Annotated in this window: 16 protein-coding genes and 1 tRNA gene; 10 read left to right on the top strand and 7 right to left on the bottom strand. The window is 65.1% G+C overall.

Features of this window, described 5'->3' with window-relative positions; translation table 11 throughout:
• Positions 1-10 precede the first annotated feature (10 nt).
• Together GV832_RS10725 and GV832_RS10720 are read left to right on the top strand one after the other, a co-directional pair.
• Entirely contained in the window at positions 11-370 is a 360-nt protein-coding gene (locus GV832_RS10725) for a YciI family protein (protein ID WP_168774855.1), read from the top strand.
• Positions 371-373: 3 nt separating this feature from the next.
• Entirely contained in the window at positions 374-1,594 is a 1,221-nt protein-coding gene (locus GV832_RS10720; RefSeq protein ID WP_168774854.1) for an RNA polymerase sigma factor, read from the top strand.
• A 92-nt stretch (positions 1,595-1,686) separates the two neighbouring features.
• Here GV832_RS10720 and GV832_RS10715 read toward each other — a convergent pair whose 3' ends face one another.
• The 5 genes from GV832_RS10715 to GV832_RS10695 all read right to left on the bottom strand — a co-directional run bounded on the left by GV832_RS10715 (position 1,687) and on the right by GV832_RS10695 (position 6,181).
• Entirely contained in the window at positions 1,687-1,890 is a 204-nt protein-coding gene (locus GV832_RS10715) for a hypothetical protein (RefSeq protein WP_168774853.1), read from the bottom strand.
• 1,879 nt (positions 1,891-3,769) lie between these two features.
• Positions 3,770-3,846: transfer RNA gene (locus tag GV832_RS10710), tRNA-Arg, on the bottom strand.
• Positions 3,847-3,899: 53 nt separating this feature from the next.
• On the bottom strand, positions 3,900-4,364 hold the full coding sequence (locus GV832_RS10705) for a GNAT family N-acetyltransferase (RefSeq protein ID WP_354001951.1): 465 nt from the start codon (positions 4,362-4,364) through the stop codon (positions 3,900-3,902).
• The gene (locus GV832_RS10700) at positions 4,361-5,803 is read right to left on the bottom strand and encodes a hypothetical protein (RefSeq protein WP_168774852.1); all 1,443 of its coding nucleotides are present in this window, start codon (positions 5,801-5,803) and stop codon (positions 4,361-4,363) included. The genes GV832_RS10705 and GV832_RS10700 overlap by 4 nt, the downstream gene beginning before the upstream one ends.
• A 66-nt stretch (positions 5,804-5,869) precedes the next feature.
• On the bottom strand, positions 5,870-6,181 hold the full coding sequence (locus GV832_RS10695; protein WP_168774851.1) for an ETC complex I subunit: 312 nt from the start codon (positions 6,179-6,181) through the stop codon (positions 5,870-5,872).
• Positions 6,182-6,490: 309 nt separating this feature from the next.
• On the opposite strand from GV832_RS10695, the gene uvrB reads away from it, so the two are divergent.
• The 3 genes from uvrB to GV832_RS10680 all read left to right on the top strand — a co-directional run bounded on the left by uvrB (position 6,491) and on the right by GV832_RS10680 (position 9,398).
• A complete protein-coding gene (uvrB, locus tag GV832_RS10690; RefSeq protein WP_168774850.1) occupies positions 6,491-8,668 on the top strand; it encodes an excinuclease ABC subunit UvrB in 2,178 nt (725 codons plus the stop codon).
• A 42-nt stretch (positions 8,669-8,710) separates the two neighbouring features.
• Positions 8,711-8,974, top strand: coding sequence for a hypothetical protein (locus GV832_RS10685; protein WP_168774849.1), 264 nt, complete (start codon positions 8,711-8,713; stop codon positions 8,972-8,974).
• A gap of 235 nt (positions 8,975-9,209) precedes the next feature.
• A complete protein-coding gene (locus GV832_RS10680) occupies positions 9,210-9,398 on the top strand; it encodes a hypothetical protein (protein ID WP_168774848.1) in 189 nt (62 codons plus the stop codon).
• On the opposite strand, the gene GV832_RS10675 is transcribed toward GV832_RS10680, so the two are convergent.
• Complete coding sequence (locus GV832_RS10675) at positions 9,379-9,669, bottom strand: hypothetical protein (protein WP_168774847.1); 291 nt, start codon at positions 9,667-9,669, stop codon at positions 9,379-9,381. The two genes, GV832_RS10680 and GV832_RS10675, sit on opposite strands and share 20 nt — an antisense overlap.
• A gap of 42 nt (positions 9,670-9,711) precedes the next feature.
• Complete coding sequence (locus GV832_RS10670) at positions 9,712-10,722, bottom strand: LacI family DNA-binding transcriptional regulator (RefSeq protein ID WP_227754367.1); 1,011 nt, start codon at positions 10,720-10,722, stop codon at positions 9,712-9,714.
• Positions 10,723-10,898: 176 nt separating this feature from the next.
• Here GV832_RS10670 and GV832_RS10665 point away from each other — a divergent pair, with 176 nt between their 5' ends.
• The 5 genes from GV832_RS10665 to GV832_RS10645 all read left to right on the top strand — a co-directional run bounded on the left by GV832_RS10665 (position 10,899) and on the right by GV832_RS10645 (position 17,265).
• Positions 10,899-13,127, top strand: coding sequence for an alpha-L-rhamnosidase (locus tag GV832_RS10665; RefSeq protein WP_227754366.1), 2,229 nt, complete (start codon positions 10,899-10,901; stop codon positions 13,125-13,127).
• A 50-nt stretch (positions 13,128-13,177) separates the two neighbouring features.
• Positions 13,178-14,443, top strand: coding sequence for an ABC transporter substrate-binding protein (locus tag GV832_RS10660; RefSeq protein WP_168774845.1), 1,266 nt, complete (start codon positions 13,178-13,180; stop codon positions 14,441-14,443).
• A gap of 129 nt (positions 14,444-14,572) precedes the next feature.
• Complete coding sequence (locus GV832_RS10655) at positions 14,573-15,436, top strand: carbohydrate ABC transporter permease (protein WP_168774844.1); 864 nt, start codon at positions 14,573-14,575, stop codon at positions 15,434-15,436.
• Positions 15,433-16,272 carry a carbohydrate ABC transporter permease gene (locus GV832_RS10650; RefSeq protein ID WP_354001950.1) on the top strand — a complete coding sequence of 280 codons (840 nt, stop codon included), beginning with the start codon at positions 15,433-15,435 and terminating at the stop codon, positions 16,270-16,272. The genes GV832_RS10655 and GV832_RS10650 overlap by 4 nt, the downstream gene beginning before the upstream one ends.
• A gap of 3 nt (positions 16,273-16,275) precedes the next feature.
• Positions 16,276-17,265 carry an ABC transporter ATP-binding protein gene (locus tag GV832_RS10645; protein WP_168774843.1) on the top strand — a complete coding sequence of 330 codons (990 nt, stop codon included), beginning with the start codon at positions 16,276-16,278 and terminating at the stop codon, positions 17,263-17,265.
• The last annotated feature ends 5 nt before the right edge of the window (positions 17,266-17,270 follow it).

Raw genomic sequence — 17,270 nt, 5'->3', positions numbered from 1 at the left:
GACCCTTGCCATGCAATACATGCTCTTGATCTATAACGACCCCGCCCTTGAACCCGCCTATGGCACCCCCGATTTCCAGGCCATGATGGCTGGCTTCTTCGCCGCCAACGAGCGGATGAAGGCCGATGGCGTCCTGCGCGGCGGGGAGGGGCTGCAAGGCACCCATACCGCCACCAGCCTGCGCATCAAGGCGGGCAAGGTTGAGACGATGGACGGCCCCTTCGCCGAAACCCGCGAGCACCTGGGCGGCTATTACGTCATCGATGTCCCCGACCTCGATGCCGCCCTGACCTATGCCGCCCTGATCCCCGCCGCGCATTTCGGCACGATCGAGGTGCGGCCGCTGATGGACTACAACCCGGCAGGCTGACCCATGACCGCTCCCGCCTCCGCCATTTTCGTGACCAAGGCACTTGACCGCGTGATGAGGGCGGATCGGGGGCGGCTTCTGGCCATCCTCGCGGCGGGGCTGCGCGACCTGGCCCTGGCCGAAGAGGTCCTGCAAGAGGCCGCCATCTCGGCCCTTGTGCATTGGGGGCGGTCGGGACTTCCGGCCGCCCCTGCGGGCTGGCTCTTGCAGGTGGCACGGCGCCGCGCGATCGACCGGCTGCGCAGCGCCAGCCGCGACAGCGCCCGGGGCCGCGCCCTGGCCATCCTGGCCGAGGAAGAGGCCGCCCCCGACCACCAGGCCATCCCTGACGAGCGGCTGCGGCTGATCTTCGCCTGCTGCCACCCCGCGCTGGATCCGAAGTCCCGCGTGGCCCTGACCCTGCGCAGCGTCTGCGGCCTGACCACGGCCGAAATCGCCCGCGCCTTTCTGGATGCCGAGCCCACGATGGGCCAGCGCCTCTCGCGCGCCAAGGCCAAGATCGCGGCGGCGGGCATCCCCTTTGCCGTGCCCGATGCCGAACATTGGCCCGAGCGGCTGGATGGCGTGCTGACCGCGATCTACCTGATCTTCACCACGGGCTACCTCTCCCCGCCCGCAGAGGCCCGCGACCTGTGCCACGAGGCGCTCTACCTGATCCGGCTGGTCGACCGGCTGCGCCCCGAAGACCCCGAGATCGAAGGGGCCATGGCCATGATGCTCTTGACCTCGGCCCGCAGGCGCGCCCGGATCGGGGCGGATGGCGCGACGCTGCCGCCCATGGCGCAGGACCGCAGCCTCTGGGACCGGGCGCAGATCGAAGAGGGCCGCGCGGTGCTGGCCCGGGCCCTGGCCCGCCGCCGCCCTGGCCCCTTCCAGATCAAGGCCGCGATTGCCGATTGCCAGATGGCCGAGCCGGGCCCCGACTGGCCGCAGATCGCGGCGCTTTACGCGGCACTTTGGCAGCATGAGCCAACCCCGGTCGTGACGTTGAATGCCGCCGTGGCGGTGGCCGAGGCCGGAGACCCCGCGCGCGCCCTCGCCCTGACCGAGGGCCTGTCCGAGGCGCTGAGCGATTTTCAGCCCTATCACGCCGCAAGAGCCTCCCTTCTGGCCGCGACCGGGGCGTCAGACGAGGCCCGCAAGGCTTATCTTCGCGCCATCGCGCTGGCGCAAAGCCCCTCGGATGCGCTGTTCCTGCAAGCGGCCCTTGCCCGATTGCCCTGATCGGCCGGAGGGACGGCGCCGGGGATGACGGGCCCGGGCGTATGCGGCCCGTGGACGGCAGGGCATCCGGCTTGTGCGCCCGGTCAGGCGGCTCAGCCTTGGGCGATGCGATCACGCGCCCCGTGGTGGCGGGCAGCCGCCTGCACGTCGCCCAAGACGGGCTCCCGACCGCTGCCACCGTCGCAGAGCGCCTGGCCAGGCTGGGTCGGCGGAAGCGCGACCTTCCCGCCGAACCAGTCGGCCCCGGCCGAGATCGTGTCCAATATCCAGGGGGCGCCGACCCGTGTTCCTTCCATCACCCCGCTGCGCGGCCTGGCCGCTTCGCGGGGTTCTTTCCCCTTATCCCCGAACCGGCTCCGTGACCTCGGCGCGGATCACCGAGGTCACGGAGCCGGCGATGCGGCGAAGGTCGCGGCCGTCAGCTCCTTTGCCACTCTCACGGCACTTGCGGGTTCTTCGAGACTGCCAGGAACGACGGTGAAATCATCCCTGATCAGGCATGGGTGACGCGGACAAGCGTCGTTCAGGCCGCGGCCGGATGCCTCATTTGCAAGCGGCGGAGTGAGCCCATTGGGGGCGCCGAGTGGGAGCCTGCGGCCGCGATTGAAAAGCACGTGTTTGTCAGGAGCGTGATTTGGGGCGCGGAAAGCCCTTGGGCGCTTGGATGGGGGTCACCTGCGCGCCGCGTTGACAGACTTGGAACGAGAGCTTCAGGTCTTGGCGAAAGGGCGAATTTCCTCCAGGGACAGACCCATGTTCAGAGCAGCCCCCATGGTCACGACCAAAGGGGAGTAAAGTGGGGCGCGGCTTGCCCGAAGAAAGCTGTGCGCGACGCCGAACCTCCGCATCCGGCCCATCGCTGCGATCCTCGGGCCAATGCGAGCATCCTCGACCAAGGGAAAACCTGCCTCCGGTCAAGGGAGGCTCGTGTCGGGCGCAGTCAGACCTGGCTGCGGCATCCTCGCCCAGCCGCCATATCCCATGGGGATGCCTCGGGAATTGACCTTGGCCATCGAGAGGCGGCGGAGACGGCGCCCTCCATGGCCCGCGTGGTGAAATGGCCGCCACCTGGGACCTGGCCCCCTAAATCGAGGGATCGTGCAGGGTCACGAGCCGCTGCGGATCGCAAAGGGACAACCTTCGCCTTCCGCCAGGAAACCGTTCATCCGCCGAGGCCAGGTCAGTATCCGGATGGACCTGGATGATCCTCGCACCGGGGTGATCAAGGCGACGCTGCGCCTCGCAGATATCTCGCGCCCATAGAAGTCCGGAAGATCTCCCGGTCGGGCGAGGCGGGGTGATGATATAGCGAAAGATTGTCATGCCGCGCATTTTGGCCGTGGCGTGGTTAAGGGCGGGTGAAGAAGAGATGTGGTTCGCAAGTTGCCCATGGCGGCTTGCATGGGCCTCCGCCAGGGATCTGCGACACGACATGCCCCGGAGCCGCCTGCCCTCCCGGGCCAGGGCTCGACGCGACAGCGGCCGGCATTTGCAGGTTATGGATCAAGTCATTGACATCACCTGACATTTCATGACGCACACATGGCATTTCTTGGCGCGGTGTCCGGCCCGCGTCTCCGAGGGGCCGCGGAGGCTGAGATCGTCGGGCGCGATGTTGGGCTCTTCGTTCCGGGAGCAAAGGGCCCATGAGATAGGACGAGGCAACTGCGCTGGGTCGAGTTCCCAGCCCTTGCCGTTCCGGCGGACGCTGTCGCGGGGCCTTGGGAAAAGCTGCGGCGCGTCAAGGTTCGAGGGCCCTTTCTCGCCGAGCCTGCAAGAACGGCGGGTCGGGCTTCGTCGCCGTGGTCTAGCCGTCTCGGCCTCTTGGTCTGCACGACGCAGATCAACCACTTTGGGGGCGGCGTCGATACCTGGGGCAAGCGGTTCCTTGACCCGGCGGCTCTTGCACGATCCATCGGATTGCGGGGCAAGATCGCTTCGTCAGCAGTCTTGCGAAGGGTCATGTCCCGGCCCTGCGGAAGTCAGGTTTGCGGCCCCTTTCGCCGGGCGGAGTCGCCTGTGGCGCCATCTTCCTCCGGGACGAAGGGCAGGCCGCCACCCGCTGGGCTGGAAATTCGTTACCAATAAAAGAACTGTCTCAAGACCGCCAAGGGCAATGGATCGGATGCTGTGGTATCCGGAAAAGCCATGCTGTGGCGGGCAGGTGCGGAAATGTGGCGACCCCGGAAGGAATCGAACCCTCAACCTCGGACTTAGAAGGTCCTTGCTCTATCCAGTTGAGCTACGGGGCCAGGTGGTCTGCCACGGGGTCTTCTTGCCCAAAGGGCCCGGGGCTTGCAAGGGGTCAGGCCAAGACCTTGGTCATATAGACCGACATCGGGTCCAGCCGGTAATCGGCGAAGGGCGGGCATTCGGTGAAACCGGCCTTCTCGTAGAGCCTGCGCGCCGGAAGGAACATCGCCTGGCTGCCGGTCTCGAGGCTGAGGCGGGCCACGCCCGCAGCCTTCGCCTCGGCCAGAAGGTGATCCAGCATCAGGCGCGAGAGACCCCGGCCGCGCTCTTCGATCAGCACATGCATCGACTTGATCTCGGCATGACCCGCTTCGATCACCTTGAAGGCGCCCATGGCGACCGGGCGCGCCCCGTCGCGCATGACAAAGAAGGCGACCTCTGGAACATCCAGCTCCGAGGCATCCATCATGTGGATGCTCTCGGGCGGGGTGTCGGCATGCATGTCGGCGGTGTGGCGTTCGAACAGAAGCGCCAGCTCCGCCGACTGCGGGTTTATGCGAGAGACCGTCAGGCTCACTGGCCGCCCATCATCGAGACGCCGTTGATCAGCGGGTTCATCGGGTTGGTCGCGTCGATCTCCCAGATCAGCTTGTCGCCCTCTTGCTTGGCCATGCCCTGCGCCATGCCGAAGCCCATCATCGCCTGCATCTTCATGTCTTCCGGCGCGCCATTGATCGCGGCTTGCAGTTTGTCGGCGCCGGTCAGCGTCACAAGCGCCTTGCCCGAGGGCATCTCGCTGGCGATATCCACCGTCATGTCGCCCTGGTAGGTCAGCTCATAGCCGTCGCCCGTGATGGCGGAGGGGTTGATCGAGACCTGAACCGTGCCATTGGGCAAGAAGCCCTTCTCGACAGCGGCGTCGAACGCGGTCGTGTCGGCCATCCCGTCTTCGGGCAGATCGAAGGCGCCAAGCAAGGCGGTGACCCCGGCGGCGGCATCGAAGCCCGTGGCCTGGAAGTCGATCGAGACTTTCTGCGGCAGGATCGGTGCGGCCCAATCGGGCACCAGGCCCGGCGGCAGGGTCAGGCCCGAGACCGAGAAGGCCTCGCGGAACTTGCCTTCGGTGACGGCGCCGTTGAGATCGACCGTGAAAGTCACCTCGTCCAGCGCGACCGGGCCGACCGGGGTCTCGGCCGTGACGCCCGAAACCTTGCCGTCGACAAGGATGTTGTTCCACAGCGGCAAAGCAGCGGTGATCGCCGCCTTGGCCTCGTCCTTGGCGCCCTTGATCGCGGCCTCGTCGGGATGGGCCACGAAGAAGGCCAGGATGCCGAGGATGCCTTCGCTGCGCAGGCCGGTCAGCTTGCCTGCATAGTTGGCCGAGGCCGCCTTGATGGCGATGGGCATGGCGGGCATCCCCTCGCCCTGGGGCATCGACATGGTCATGCTGATGCCGGTCGAGTCATATTTGACTTCGCCATCCGCCCCGCCCGAAGCCCCCGCCACGGCGGTCGAGCTCGCGGTGGTCATCTCGACGATCATCTCGGAAGTCAGCGTGCTGCCATCGGGCATGGTCTGCGTCTGGACCTGCTTCAACCCCTCCAAAGTGCCGGTCGAGGAGGTCATGATCATCAGGCTCTCGTCGAAGACGCCTTCCATCGTCAACTTGGCGATGTCCTGCTTGCCTTCACCGCCCATGCCGTCCTTGGTGATGATCGAGAAGGCCTGGTCCTGGCTCACGCCCCAGGTGCCGTCGCCATTGTCGGTCAGCGTCATCTCGATGGGCGACGTCGTGAACTCGGCGCCATTCATCGCGAGGCCCGCCATCAGGATCGAGCCATCCAGCGTCACGGCATAGTCTTCGCCGTCGATCTCGACCGAGACCACGCCCTCGGTCGAGCCGAGATAGGTCTGGAAGACTTCGGTCAGATGGGCGGCGCCCTCTTCGGTGGCGGGGCCCGCAATCGCGGTCGAGGCCATCAGCAGGGGGATCAGGGCAAGGCTATATTTGGTCATGATAATCTCCCGAAAGGGGGTCAAAGCAAAAGGGCCCCATGCGGGGCCCCGAGGATCATCGCGTGGTCAATGGGTCCAGGCGCCCTTGCGGTCGGTGGCGAAATTCTCGCCATAGCCACGGGCGCGGATGTTGGGACGGCGGTCATGCGGCAGGGTCACGTCAAAGGCGATCCCGCGCGCGGTGGCATAGGCCTCGGCCGCCTCGCGCGTCTCGAAGCGCAGCTTGACCTGCGCCTCCATGTCGCCGGAAGAGGTCCAGCCCATCAGCGGATCGACCTCCCGCGCCGAGGCGGGGGCGAATTCCAGGACCCAGCCATGGGTCTTGGCGGTGCCGGACTGCATCGCGGTCTTGGCAGGTTGATAGATGCGGGCGCGCATGGGGATTCTCACGTTCGGAACACGCAAGCTTTTTGATCCATGAGGGGGGAAAATGCAAGGTGCTGTCGGCTGGTAGCTGGGAGTGGGTTGGGGTGTGTGTGCATCCCAGCCGACAGTCTGCTGCTTGCAAACCCAATATGCATCGGGACTTTTTGTCGCGCAACCAAAAGATGTATTGTTTGACTTGTGTTTTCGCTAAAATTGCATCGACTCTTTCAACCCTGCCGCAACTTCGGTTGCCTTCTGGTTAACGCGCCCCTTCCCCGGGAACAAAAACGGAATAGATTGGGGGCTTGAAGGGAATCACCCATGCCGCACAACAATTCGAACGCCTTGACGGAACGCCCCGAGGTCCTGTCCAAGCCCAAGCTGGAGGGCGGGCGGCGCTTCGTCATGCACTCGCCCTTCCAACCGGCGGGGGATCAGCCGACCGCGATCCGCGAGCTGTCGGCGGGGGTTCTGGCGGGGGACCGCGACCAGGTGCTTTTGGGCGCCACGGGCACGGGCAAGACCTTCACCATGGCCAAGGTGATCGAGGAAACCCAGCGCCCGGCGATCATCCTGGCGCCCAACAAGACGCTCGCCGCCCAGCTTTACGCTGAATTCAAAGGGTTTTTCCCCGAGAATGCGGTGGAGTATTTCGTTTCCTACTACGACTACTACCAGCCCGAAGCCTATGTCGCGCGGACCGACACCTATATCGAGAAGGAATCCCAGATCAACGAGCAGATCGACCGGATGCGCCACTCGGCGACAAGGGCGCTTCTGGAGCGGGACGATGTGATCATCGTGGCTTCGGTCTCCTGCATCTATGGCATCGGCTCGGTCGAGACTTACTCGGCCATGACCCAGGACCTGATCGTGGGCCAAAGCTACGATCCCCGAAAAGTGATGGCCGAGCTGATCGCCCAGGCCTATCGCCGCAACGATCAGGCCTTTCAGCGCGGGACTTTCCGGGTGCGCGGCGATGTCATCGAGCTCTGGCCCGCCCACCTTGAAGACCGCGCCTGGCGATTCTCCTTCTTCGGCGACGAGCTGGAGGGGATCACGGAATTCGACCCTCTGACCGGGGGGAAGACGGATGTCTTCAAGCAGATTCGCGTCTATGCGAACAGCCACTATGTCACCCCGCGTCCGACGCTGCAGCAGGCGATGAAGGGCATCAAGATCGAGCTGGCCCAGACGCTGGACCGCATGATCAAGGAGGGCAAGCTCCTCGAGGCGCAGCGGCTGGAGCAGCGCACCAATTTCGACCTGGAAATGCTGGAGGCCACCGGCTCCTGCGCCGGGATCGAGAACTATTCGCGCTACCTGACGGGGCGGGCCCCGGGCGAGCCTCCGCCGACGCTGTTTGAATTCATCCCCGACAATGCCATTGTTTTCGCAGACGAATCCCATGTCTCGGTGCCCCAGATCGGCGGCATGTATCGCGGCGACTATCGGCGGAAGTTCACCCTGGCCGAACACGGCTTCCGCCTGCCCTCCTGCATGGACAACCGCCCCCTGAAGTTCGAGGAATGGGACGCGATGCGGCCCCAGTCGGTGTTTGTCTCGGCGACGCCTGCGGCCTGGGAGATCGAGCAATCCGGCGGCGTCTTTGTCGAACAGGTGATCCGCCCGACCGGCCTTTTGGACCCGGTCGTCGAGATCCGCCCCGTCGAGATGCAGGTCGACGACCTTTTGGACGAGATCCGCAAGGTCGCGCTCCAGGGTCTGCGGGTGCTGGTCACGACCCTGACGAAACGCATGGCCGAGGACCTGACGGACTATTTCCACGAGCAGGGCATCCGCATCCGCTATATGCATTCCGACATCGACACGATCGAACGCATTGAAATCCTGCGGGATTTGCGGCTTGGCGCCTTCGACGTGCTGGTGGGCATCAACCTCTTGCGCGAGGGTCTGGATATCCCTGAATGTGGCCTCGTGGCGATCTTGGACGCCGACAAGGAGGGCTTCCTGCGCTCGGAAACCTCGCTGATCCAGACCATCGGGCGCGCGGCGCGCAATGCCGATGGCCGCGTCATCATGTATGCCGACCGCATCACGGGCTCGATGGAGCGCGCCTTGGCCGAGACCAACCGCAGGCGGGCCAAGCAAGAGGCTTATAACATCGCCCATGGCATCACGCCGACGACCGTGCGCAAGAATGTCGAGGATGTGCTTCAGGGCCTGTGGGCCGGCGACACCGACCAGGCCCGCATCACGACCAAGGTGGAAAAAGCCAATGTCGGTCAGAACCTTGCGGCCCATCTGGACGCCCTGCGCACCCAGATGCGCAAGGCGGCCGAGAACCTGGAATTCGAAGAGGCCGCCCGTCTGCGCGACGAGGTCAAGCGGCTGGAGGCGGTGGAGCTCGCCGTCTCCGACGACCCGATGGCGCGGCAAAGCGTGATCGACGACGCGGTCGAAGAGGCGGTGTCGAAATCGGGCCGCTCCACCGCCGGGCGCGCGGGGCAAAGGGGCGGGAACAAGCGGCGGAGGTAGCGGGGCCTACGAAAGACGAAGCGCCGTGATCCCCGGGAATGAATGATGAAGAAGTCGATGTTGCTGATTTCACATCAAGGCCCCGATGTCTTGAAGGTTCATCTCGAACCCTGGCCTGAGCTGCACAGTCTACGGACCGGCCAAAGCCTTGAAGTCGTTGTTGAAAGAAGCGACGCGGCAACTGGGCCGTTCTTTGAGGTCAGCCATAAGGATGGCGCCCTCGTGGTCTATCCAGCAGGCAACATGAACCCTTTTGTCGATATCTTCGCTCTGCGGGATGGCAGCCGATTGGCGACAGAAGAGTAGCGAAAGATCCGCAGTCCATGGCGGATCAAACCGGAGCACAAGCCAGTCGGGAAGCTTGACGGCGAGGGATTGCCGTTGCGATCAGTCCTGGAACGCGTGGTGCGGCATCGGCTTGGCGCAAGGCTCGCGCTTCGGAGAGGCCCCGGGGACACCTTGGCTCTGCGGCAACCTCGGCGCCCCTTGCCAAAAGCCCATCGGATCGCCATGTCGGACAAAAGCCGCGAAAGAGAGCCCCATGCAAAAACGCCCCTTCCTGGACCCCGATCACCCGATGTTCGCGCGTGCCTGGGTGCGCTGGCTGGTCTCGATCGGTCCCATGGCCTGGTCGGTGCTGGAATTCTGGCAGTCCGAACCGATGTGGGGCATCATCTTCCTCGCCATCGGCGCCTATGCGTTTTGGGTGCTTATCTGGAACAGGAGGTAAGCTTCCCCCGCATCTCGCCGCTGTCGCCCGACAGGACATGGGGCGTGCAGCCGGTCACCTGCTGCACCACCAGCAGCATGTTTTCATAGATCGTATCCTGCTCGGACCGCGGCGCCCAGCCATAGCGGATGACCTCGAAGGTCTTGTCCTTGCGGTAGACGGCATAGTCATGTCCATCCACGGTCACACGGGTGCTTTCCGCCCCCGCCATTTGCCAATGCGGAGAGGCGTCACAGGCGGCCAGAAGGCCAAGGATCAGGATGTATCTCATGACCTGACCATGGCGCAGCTTGGTTAACGGACGGTTAATCCCCTAGAGGCTCGCGCGGGGCACCAGCCTTGGCGTGATCAGCCGGTGTTCGGGCACTGTGCGCCCCCCGATGCGGCTGAGAAGGGCCTGGGCCGCCATCTTGCCCATCCGCGCCCCGTCCTGATCGACGGAAGCCAGCGAAATCAGGGGCAAGGCCGCGACCGGGCTGTTGTCATAGCCCACGATGGCCAGATCATGCGGCACCCTTATCCCCAGCTGATGCGCCAGGTTCAACAGCGGCACGGCGTCGAGGTCCGACCAGCAGAAGACCGCCCTCGGCCGGTCCGGCGCGGTCAGGACGGCCCGCAACTCCGCCTCGCGCGGGAGGTTCGAGGGCGGGACCCGGATCACCCGCGGGACCAGCCCCGCCGCCGTCATGGCCGAGCGATAGCCGCTCTCGCGCTGGGGCGAGACATCGGCCGAGTGATCCGGGCCATGGTCCATCGCCAGCATGGCAATGTCGCGATGCCCGGCCTCGCACAGCGCCCGCACCACCATCCGCGCGCCCTCGAAGTCATCCGAGTTGATCGTGTCGAAGCTCTGCGCGGTCGGCTCGTGGTGGCCCACGACCACCGTCGGGATCTGCCGGGCATAGCGGTCCAGGGTCTCGCCCGAGATCTGGCTGGCCACCAGGATCAGCCCATCCATCCGGTTGTCGATCATCTGCTCGATCAGCTGCGCCTCGCGCCCCGCCCGGGCCGCGCCGATGCCCACCATGATCTTGTAACCGGCCGCATCCGTTATGCTTTCGATGCCGTGATAGACAGAAGGCAGGAAAGGGTTGGCGATTTCGACCAACAGAACCCCCAGCGTGAAGGTCTGCCCCCGCATCCCCCGCGCCGCCACCGAGGGCCGATAGCCCAGCTTCTCGATCGAGGCCTCGACCCTGCCCCGCAGACTGTCCGACACGCCGTAAGCATTGCGCAAGACCTTCGAGACCGCCGCAACCGACACCCCCGCATCCGCCGCCACCGTGCGGATCGTCACCCGGACCTCTTCCCTGCCATCAGCCATCTGCCACCCCTTCATGGCCACCTTATCAAAAACCTGTTGCAAGGCAAAGCGGATCGTAGAATGATTGACGTATAACGGTATACGAAACGCCGGAGGGGCGATTCGCATACCCAAGGGAGGATGACAGGATGGGCCTTGAGGGGCAGGCGCGGGGCGTTTCCGCGATGGATAAAGCTTTGCCTGCGTTCAATTTTACCGCCGCGATGATCGCTCCGGCCTGCGACGCTGGCACGGGGGGGCCGGGCAGTTTCGTGGCGCGCGACTTCGACCTGGCCGAGGTGCCCGCCCAGGCCATTCTGCACCTGACGGCGCAGGGGCTGTACCGCGCTTTCCTGAACGGGGTGCGGGTGGGCAATGACCTCCTGACCCCGGGCTGGACCTGCTATGACGACCGCCTGGCCTATCAGAGCTACGAGGTCGCGGCGCTTCTGAAGCCGGGCAAGAACCGGCTGGAGATCTGGCTCGGCGACGGCTGGTATCGCTCGCGGCTGATGTGGGCCTTGAACCCGATCCCGAACACCTGGGGCGACCGCATCGGCGCCATGGCGGAGCTGGTCGCCGGGATCACCCTTTTGCGCACCGATGCGACCTGGGTCTCGGGCCTGACCCCGGTGACGGCCAATGGCATCTACTACGGCGAGGACCATGACGCGCGGATCGCGGTCAGGGACTCCGCCGGGGTCGAGGTCCTGCCCTTTGCCACGAAGCTCGTCCCGCATGAGACCCATCCCGTGGTCGAACTGCCGCCCCATGCCCCGGTCGAACACTGGACCGATGGTGGCGAGATCTACGACTTCGGCCAGAATTGCGGCGCCTATGCGCGGATCACGGTGAAGGGCCCGGCGGGGTCGAAGGTCCGGGTGGAGTTCTCGGAAGTCCTCGGCCCCAACCGCGCCTTCGACAACCGCAACTTCCGCTCTGCCCGGGCCGAGAGCCACTACACCCTCGCGGGAGGCGAGGCCACCTGGGCGCCGATGTTCACCTTTTTCGGCTTTCGCTATGCCCGCGTGACGTTGGAAGGCTGCGAACTTGTGAAGATTGAACAAGTCCCCGTCACCTCGGTTCCGACGGTGGCCGGGGGCTTCACCTGCGGCGTGCCTGCGGTCAACCGGCTGGTGCAGAACACGATCTGGTCGCAGCGTTCGAACTTCATCGAAATCCCGACCGACTGCCCGCAGCGCGACGAGCGCCTCGGCTGGACCGGCGACGCCCAGGTCTTTGCCGGAACCGCTTGCTGGCTGGCGGACTCCCAGTCCTTCCTGACGAAATACCTGCGCGACGTGCGCCATGATCAGCGCCCGAACGGCGCCGTTCCGCACTTCTCTCCCGATCCGACCCGTCTGCATCCGATCGACCAGCGCGGCGACTGGGCGGGCTCGACCGGCTGGGGCGACGCCATCGTCATCATCCCCTGGCAACTTTACCTTCATTACGGCGACAAGGCGGTGCTGGAAGAGAACTTCCCGGCCATGGAGAAATGGCTGGACTACCTTTGGGGGATTTCGGACGGCCCGATCATCCGGCCGCCCTCCGAATGGGGCGCCCATGGCTTCACCTTCGGCGACTGGCTGCAACCGGTGGGCGACAACCGCAAGCCCAGGCCCACGGTGGCCGATGACTGCGCGGCCACTTTGTATCACTATATCTCCACCGACCTTGCGGCCAAGATCGCGGGCCTGATCGGCCGCGACCCCGCCCCCCTGCGGGCCCGCGCCGAGGCCATCAAGGCGGCCTTCAAGCACGAATACTTCAGCCCCTCGGGCCGGATCGCGCATAATGACCAGACCTCCTGGAGCCTCGCTTTCCTTTACGGCCTGGTGCCGCCGGAATACTACGAACGGGGCAAGGACTATTTCCGCAAGGTGGTCGAGGATGCCGATGGGCTGATCGGCACGGGCTTCATCGGCACCCCTGCCCTGCTGCCCGCGCTGACCATGCATGGCATGGCCGACCTGGCCGAAAAGATCTTCCTGAACCGCAAGGTCCCCGGCTGGCTCTACCAGGTCGAACGCGGCGCGACCTCGATCTGGGAGCGCTGGGACGCGCTGGGAGAGGACGGGACGATCTATGACCCGGACATGAACAGCTACAACCACTATGCCTACGGCGCGGTCTGCCAGTGGCTCTTCGAGGGCGTGGCAGGCATCCAGCCGGAGCCCGGCTTTGACCTGGTGACGCTCAACCCCTTGATCCTGCCCGCGCTTTCCCCCGTGGCCGCCTGGCATGACTGCCGCCATGGCCGGATCGAGGCGGGCTGGGTGCTGGAGGGCGACAAGGTCACCTATACCGTCACCCTGCCCCCGGGCACCAAGGGTCGCCTGGGCTTCACCCCCGACAAGGTGAACGGCGCGGCGCCGCAGGGCGACCTGCCCCCCGGCACCCATGTGATCACGTTCCAGATTTGACGAAACGGGCGGATCAACCGCCCGAAACCCGGTCCAATGGAGGAGAGACCATGAAACTGATCCCGAGCGCGGCCTTCCTGTCCGCCTTCACGCTCTTGGCGGGCCTGGCCCAGGCCGAGACCGTCCTGCAAGTCACCACCGACGGCAATGCCGAGACCGTGGCGGCGATGGAGGCCCTGACGGCGGCCTATACCGCGGCCAATCCGGATGTGACCTTCGAAATCGAGAACCGCCCCGGCGGCGCCGAGGGGGACAATCTGGTCAAGACGCGCCTGGCCACCGGCGAGGCGGGCGATATCCTGCAATACAACTCGGGCTCGCTCTTCCAGGCGCTGGACCCGGCCAAGAACCTCGCCGACCTCTCGGACATCCAGGGCAACGTGATCGACAGCTTCAAGTCGGTCGTCACCGCCTCGGACGGCACCGTGCGCGGCGTGCCCTTCGGCGCGGCCATGGGCGGCGGCATCTATTACAACAAGAATATCTATGCCGAGCTTGGCCTTTCGGTGCCCAAGACCTGGGATGAGTTCATGGCCAACAACGCCAAGATCAAGGAGGCGGGCAAGGTCGCCGTCGCCACGACCTTTGGCGACACCTGGACTTCGCAACTCTTCGTTCTGGGCGACTATTTCAACGTCCAAGCCGAGGTCCCGAGCTTTGCCGCCGACTACACCGCCAACAAGGCGAAATATGCCACGACCCCGGCGGCGATGCGCGGCTTCCAATACCTCGAAGACGTCTTCAAGGGCGGCTACATGAACGAGGACTTCGGCGCCGCCAAGTTCGATGACGGCGTGCGCATGGTGGCCACCGGCGAGGCCGCGCATTACCCGATGCTGACCTTCGCCCTGGGCAACATCAAGCAGAACTTCCCCGAGAACCTCGAGGATGTGGGCTTCTTTGCCCAGCCCGGGCCTTCGGCGGACAAGAACGGCCTGACGGTCTGGATGCCGGCGGGGCTTTACGTTCCTGCGGCCTCCGAGAATATCGAGGCGGCCAAGGCGTTCCTCGCTTTCGTCGCCTCGGTCGAGGGGTGCGAGCTGATGATCAAGACCAATGGCGCGACCGGGCCCTATCTGATCAAGGATTGCGCCCTGCCCGCCGATGTGCCCGCCGCCGTGGCCGACATGATGCCCTATTTCCAGGCGGGCGCCACTGCTCCGGCGCTGGAGTTCCTGTCGCCGATCAAGGGCCCGGCGCTTGAGCAGATCACGGTCGAAGTGGGTTCGGGCATCCGTCCGACCGCCGAGGCCGCGGCGCTTTACGACCAGGACGTGGAAAAGCAGGCCAAGCAGCTCGGCCTGCCGAACTGGTAAGACCCCGGGGGACGCTCCCTCCCCCGAACCGGAGAGGCTCCCGCCTGCGCGGGAGCCCCTTTGCGCCCCTGCAAGGGCTTTGCAAAACCCCGCCCCGCCGCGATCCTGTCCCGGCAGCCCGGAGCCCCCATGACCCGCCGAAGATCTCCCTATCCCTATTGGTTCGTCCTGCCCGCCGCCGTGGTCTTCGTCACCCTCTTCCTGGTGCCGACCGTGGCGAGCCTCTGGTTCTCGCTGACGCGCTGGGACCTGTTCGAGGCGCATTTCATCGGGCTGGACAATTACCGCCAGTTCTTCAAGGAGCCCTTCCTGGTCCAGGGCCTGGTCAACACGCTGATCTATGCGGTCCTGACCTCGGGCACCAAATCGGTGCTGGGGCTCTTGTTGGCAGTGCTGCTGACCTCGGGCATCCTTTGGCAGGGCTTCCTGCGCTCGGTGGTCTTCTTCCCGGTCCTGGTCTCGACCATCGGGGTCGGCATCACCTTTGCGGCCTTGATGCATCCGACCAAGGGGGCGATCAACGTGGCGCTGGCTTACGTCGGCATCGACGGCCCGGCCTGGCTGTCGGACCCGGGGCTGGCGCTCTATTCCGTGGCCTTCATCGACCTGTGGAAGGGCGTGGGCCTGGCCACCTTGATCTATATCGCGGGCCTCGCCGCCATCTCGCCCGACTATTACGAGGCCGCGCGGATCGACGGCGCCACCCGCGTCCAGCAGTTCTGGCGCGTGACCGTCCCCCTGGTGCGCCCCGCGACCGTGACCGTGGTGACGCTTTCGCTGATCGGAGGACTGCGGTCCTTCGACATCATCTGGGCCACGACCAAGGGCGGACCGGGCTTCGCCTCGGATGTCCTGGCCTCGGTCATCTACAAGCAATACCAGGCCGGGTTCTATGGCCTGGCCACGGCGGGCAATGTCATCCTCTTTGCCCTGATCGCCATCATCATCCTGCCGCTGACCTGGTGGTTCAACAAGCGCGAGGTGGATCTGTGAGCACGTCCTTCAGCCGCGCACGTCGGCGCAACATGGGCATTGCGGCCACGGCCGTGGCCTTCGTCGTCTTCATCCTGCCCTTCCTCTTCACCTTCCTGATGGCGGTGAAGACCAAGAAGGAGGCCGCGCTGTTCCTGTTCAGCTGGCCCAGCGAATGGCACTTCTGGGCCAATCTGACCGAGGTGATAAAGGCGCGCAACTACATGTTGTTGCTGGCCTATTTCAACTCGACCGTCATCACCGTGGCAGCCGTCGCGGGGCTTGTCGTCTTTGGCGCCATGGTGGGCTATGTCCTGCAGCGGCGCCCCTCGGGCTGGAACCGGGTGATCTATGCCGGGGTCCTGATGGGGCTGATGGTGCCGCCTGCCGTGGTGCCGACGATCTGGGTCCTGCAAGGTCTCGGCCTGTTCAAGACGATCCATGGCATGGTCCTGATCCAGGTGGCCTATGGCCTGGCCTTCTCGGTCCTGCTGTATCGCAGCTTCATCGGGACCATTCCGCGCGACCTGGACGAAGCCGCGATCATCGACGGCGCGAAACCCTTGGCGATCTTCTTCAAGGTCATCCTGCCGCTCTTGAAGCCCGTGACCGTGACGCTGATCGTCGTGCAATCCATCGCCATCTTCAACGACTTCACCAACCCGCTCTACTACCTGCCGGGCAAAGACAACGTGACGGTGCAGCTGACGCTCTTCAACTTTCAAAGCCAGTTCCAGAGCCAGTTCAACCTTCTGTTCATGAACATCCTCCTGGTGACCATTCCGCCACTTCTCGTCTTCATCTTCTTCAACCGGCAAATCGTCGCGGGCATGACAGCCGGCGCGGTGAAAGGCTGACCCATGACTGCTTCAAGCTCCTCCGTCGTCCTGAAAAACCTGGCCAAGAGCTTCGGTGCGGTCGATATCATCAAGGGCATCGACCTGGTGATCGAGCCGGGTGAGTTCTGCGTCTTCGTCGGCCCCTCGGGCTGCGGGAAGTCGACGCTTCTGCGGTTGATTTCGGGGCTGGAAGAGGCCACCTCGGGCACGATCGAGATCGCAGGCAGGGTCGTGACCGATGCGGAGCCCTCCGAGCGCGGGATTGCCATGGTTTTTCAAAGCTATGCGCTTTATCCGCATCTGACCGTGCGCCAGAACATCGGCTTTGGCCTGTCGCTGGCCAAGCGGCCCAAGGCCGAAATCGAGGCCAAGGTCCAGGCGGCGGCCTCGGTCTTGCAGCTCGGGCCGCTTCTGGACCGCAAGCCCAAGGCGCTTTCGGGCGGGCAGCGCCAGCGCGTGGCCATCGGGCGGGCCATGGTGCGCGACCCGGCAGTCTTTCTGCTGGACGAGCCGCTGTCGAACCTGGATGCGGCCTTGCGGGCGCAGATGCGGATCGAACTGACCGACCTGCACAAGAAGCTCGGCGCCACGATGATCTATGTGACCCATGACCAGGTCGAGGCCATGACCATGGCCGACAAGATCGTCGTGCTGAACGCGGGGCGGATCGAACAGGTGGGCTCGCCCATGGAGCTTTACAACCACCCGGTCTCGCCCTTCGTGGCGGGTTTCATCGGCAGTCCGAAGATGAACCTGATCACGGGACCTGCGGCGGCGGCCCTGGGCTGCACGACCTATGGGATCCGGCCAGAGCATCTTGACCTGTCGACGACCGAGGGCCAGTGGCAGGGCCGGATCCGCCATGTCGAAAGGCTGGGGGCCGAAAGCGTGCTCTACCTGCAGACCGAAGCCATGGGAGAGCTGGTCATCCGCCTGCCCGGGCAGGATTGCCCGGCACCGGGCAGCATCGCCTTCGTGACACCCCGGGCCGGGCGGTCCTTCCGGTTCTGACCGGC

It is taken from the genome of Stagnihabitans tardus (assembly GCF_009925085.1).
GTDB classification, from domain to species: domain Bacteria; phylum Pseudomonadota; class Alphaproteobacteria; order Rhodobacterales; family Rhodobacteraceae; genus Stagnihabitans; species Stagnihabitans tardus.
The sequence above is the reverse complement of the archived record's forward strand: the minus strand, read 5'-3'. Positions and strand labels throughout refer to the sequence as shown.

Bases quoted from the DNA above. Each gene is read 5' to 3' on its own strand.
- GV832_RS10675 (WP_168774847.1), bottom strand. From the start codon at position 9,669: ATGAGATACATCCTGATCCTTGGCCTTCTGGCCGCCTGTGACGCCTCT.
- GV832_RS10685 (WP_168774849.1), top strand. From the start codon at position 8,711: ATGATGAAGAAGTCGATGTTGCTGATTTCACATCAAGGCCCCGATGTC.
- GV832_RS10680 (WP_168774848.1), top strand. From the start codon at position 9,210: ATGCAAAAACGCCCCTTCCTGGACCCCGATCACCCGATGTTCGCGCGT.
- GV832_RS10725 (WP_168774855.1), top strand. From the start codon at position 11: ATGCAATACATGCTCTTGATCTATAACGACCCCGCCCTTGAACCCGCC.
- GV832_RS10715 (WP_168774853.1), bottom strand. From the start codon at position 1,890: ATGGAAGGAACACGGGTCGGCGCCCCCTGGATATTGGACACGATCTCG.
- GV832_RS10660 (WP_168774845.1), top strand. From the start codon at position 13,178: ATGAAACTGATCCCGAGCGCGGCCTTCCTGTCCGCCTTCACGCTCTTG.
- GV832_RS10655 (WP_168774844.1), top strand. From the start codon at position 14,573: ATGACCCGCCGAAGATCTCCCTATCCCTATTGGTTCGTCCTGCCCGCC.
- GV832_RS10670 (WP_227754367.1), bottom strand. From the start codon at position 10,722: ATGGCTGATGGCAGGGAAGAGGTCCGGGTGACGATCCGCACGGTGGCG.
- GV832_RS10695 (WP_168774851.1), bottom strand. From the start codon at position 6,181: ATGCGCGCCCGCATCTATCAACCTGCCAAGACCGCGATGCAGTCCGGC.
- GV832_RS10720 (WP_168774854.1), top strand. From the start codon at position 374: ATGACCGCTCCCGCCTCCGCCATTTTCGTGACCAAGGCACTTGACCGC.
- GV832_RS10645 (WP_168774843.1), top strand. From the start codon at position 16,276: ATGACTGCTTCAAGCTCCTCCGTCGTCCTGAAAAACCTGGCCAAGAGC.
- GV832_RS10700 (WP_168774852.1), bottom strand. From the start codon at position 5,803: ATGACCAAATATAGCCTTGCCCTGATCCCCCTGCTGATGGCCTCGACC.
- uvrB (WP_168774850.1), top strand. From the start codon at position 6,491: ATGCCGCACAACAATTCGAACGCCTTGACGGAACGCCCCGAGGTCCTG.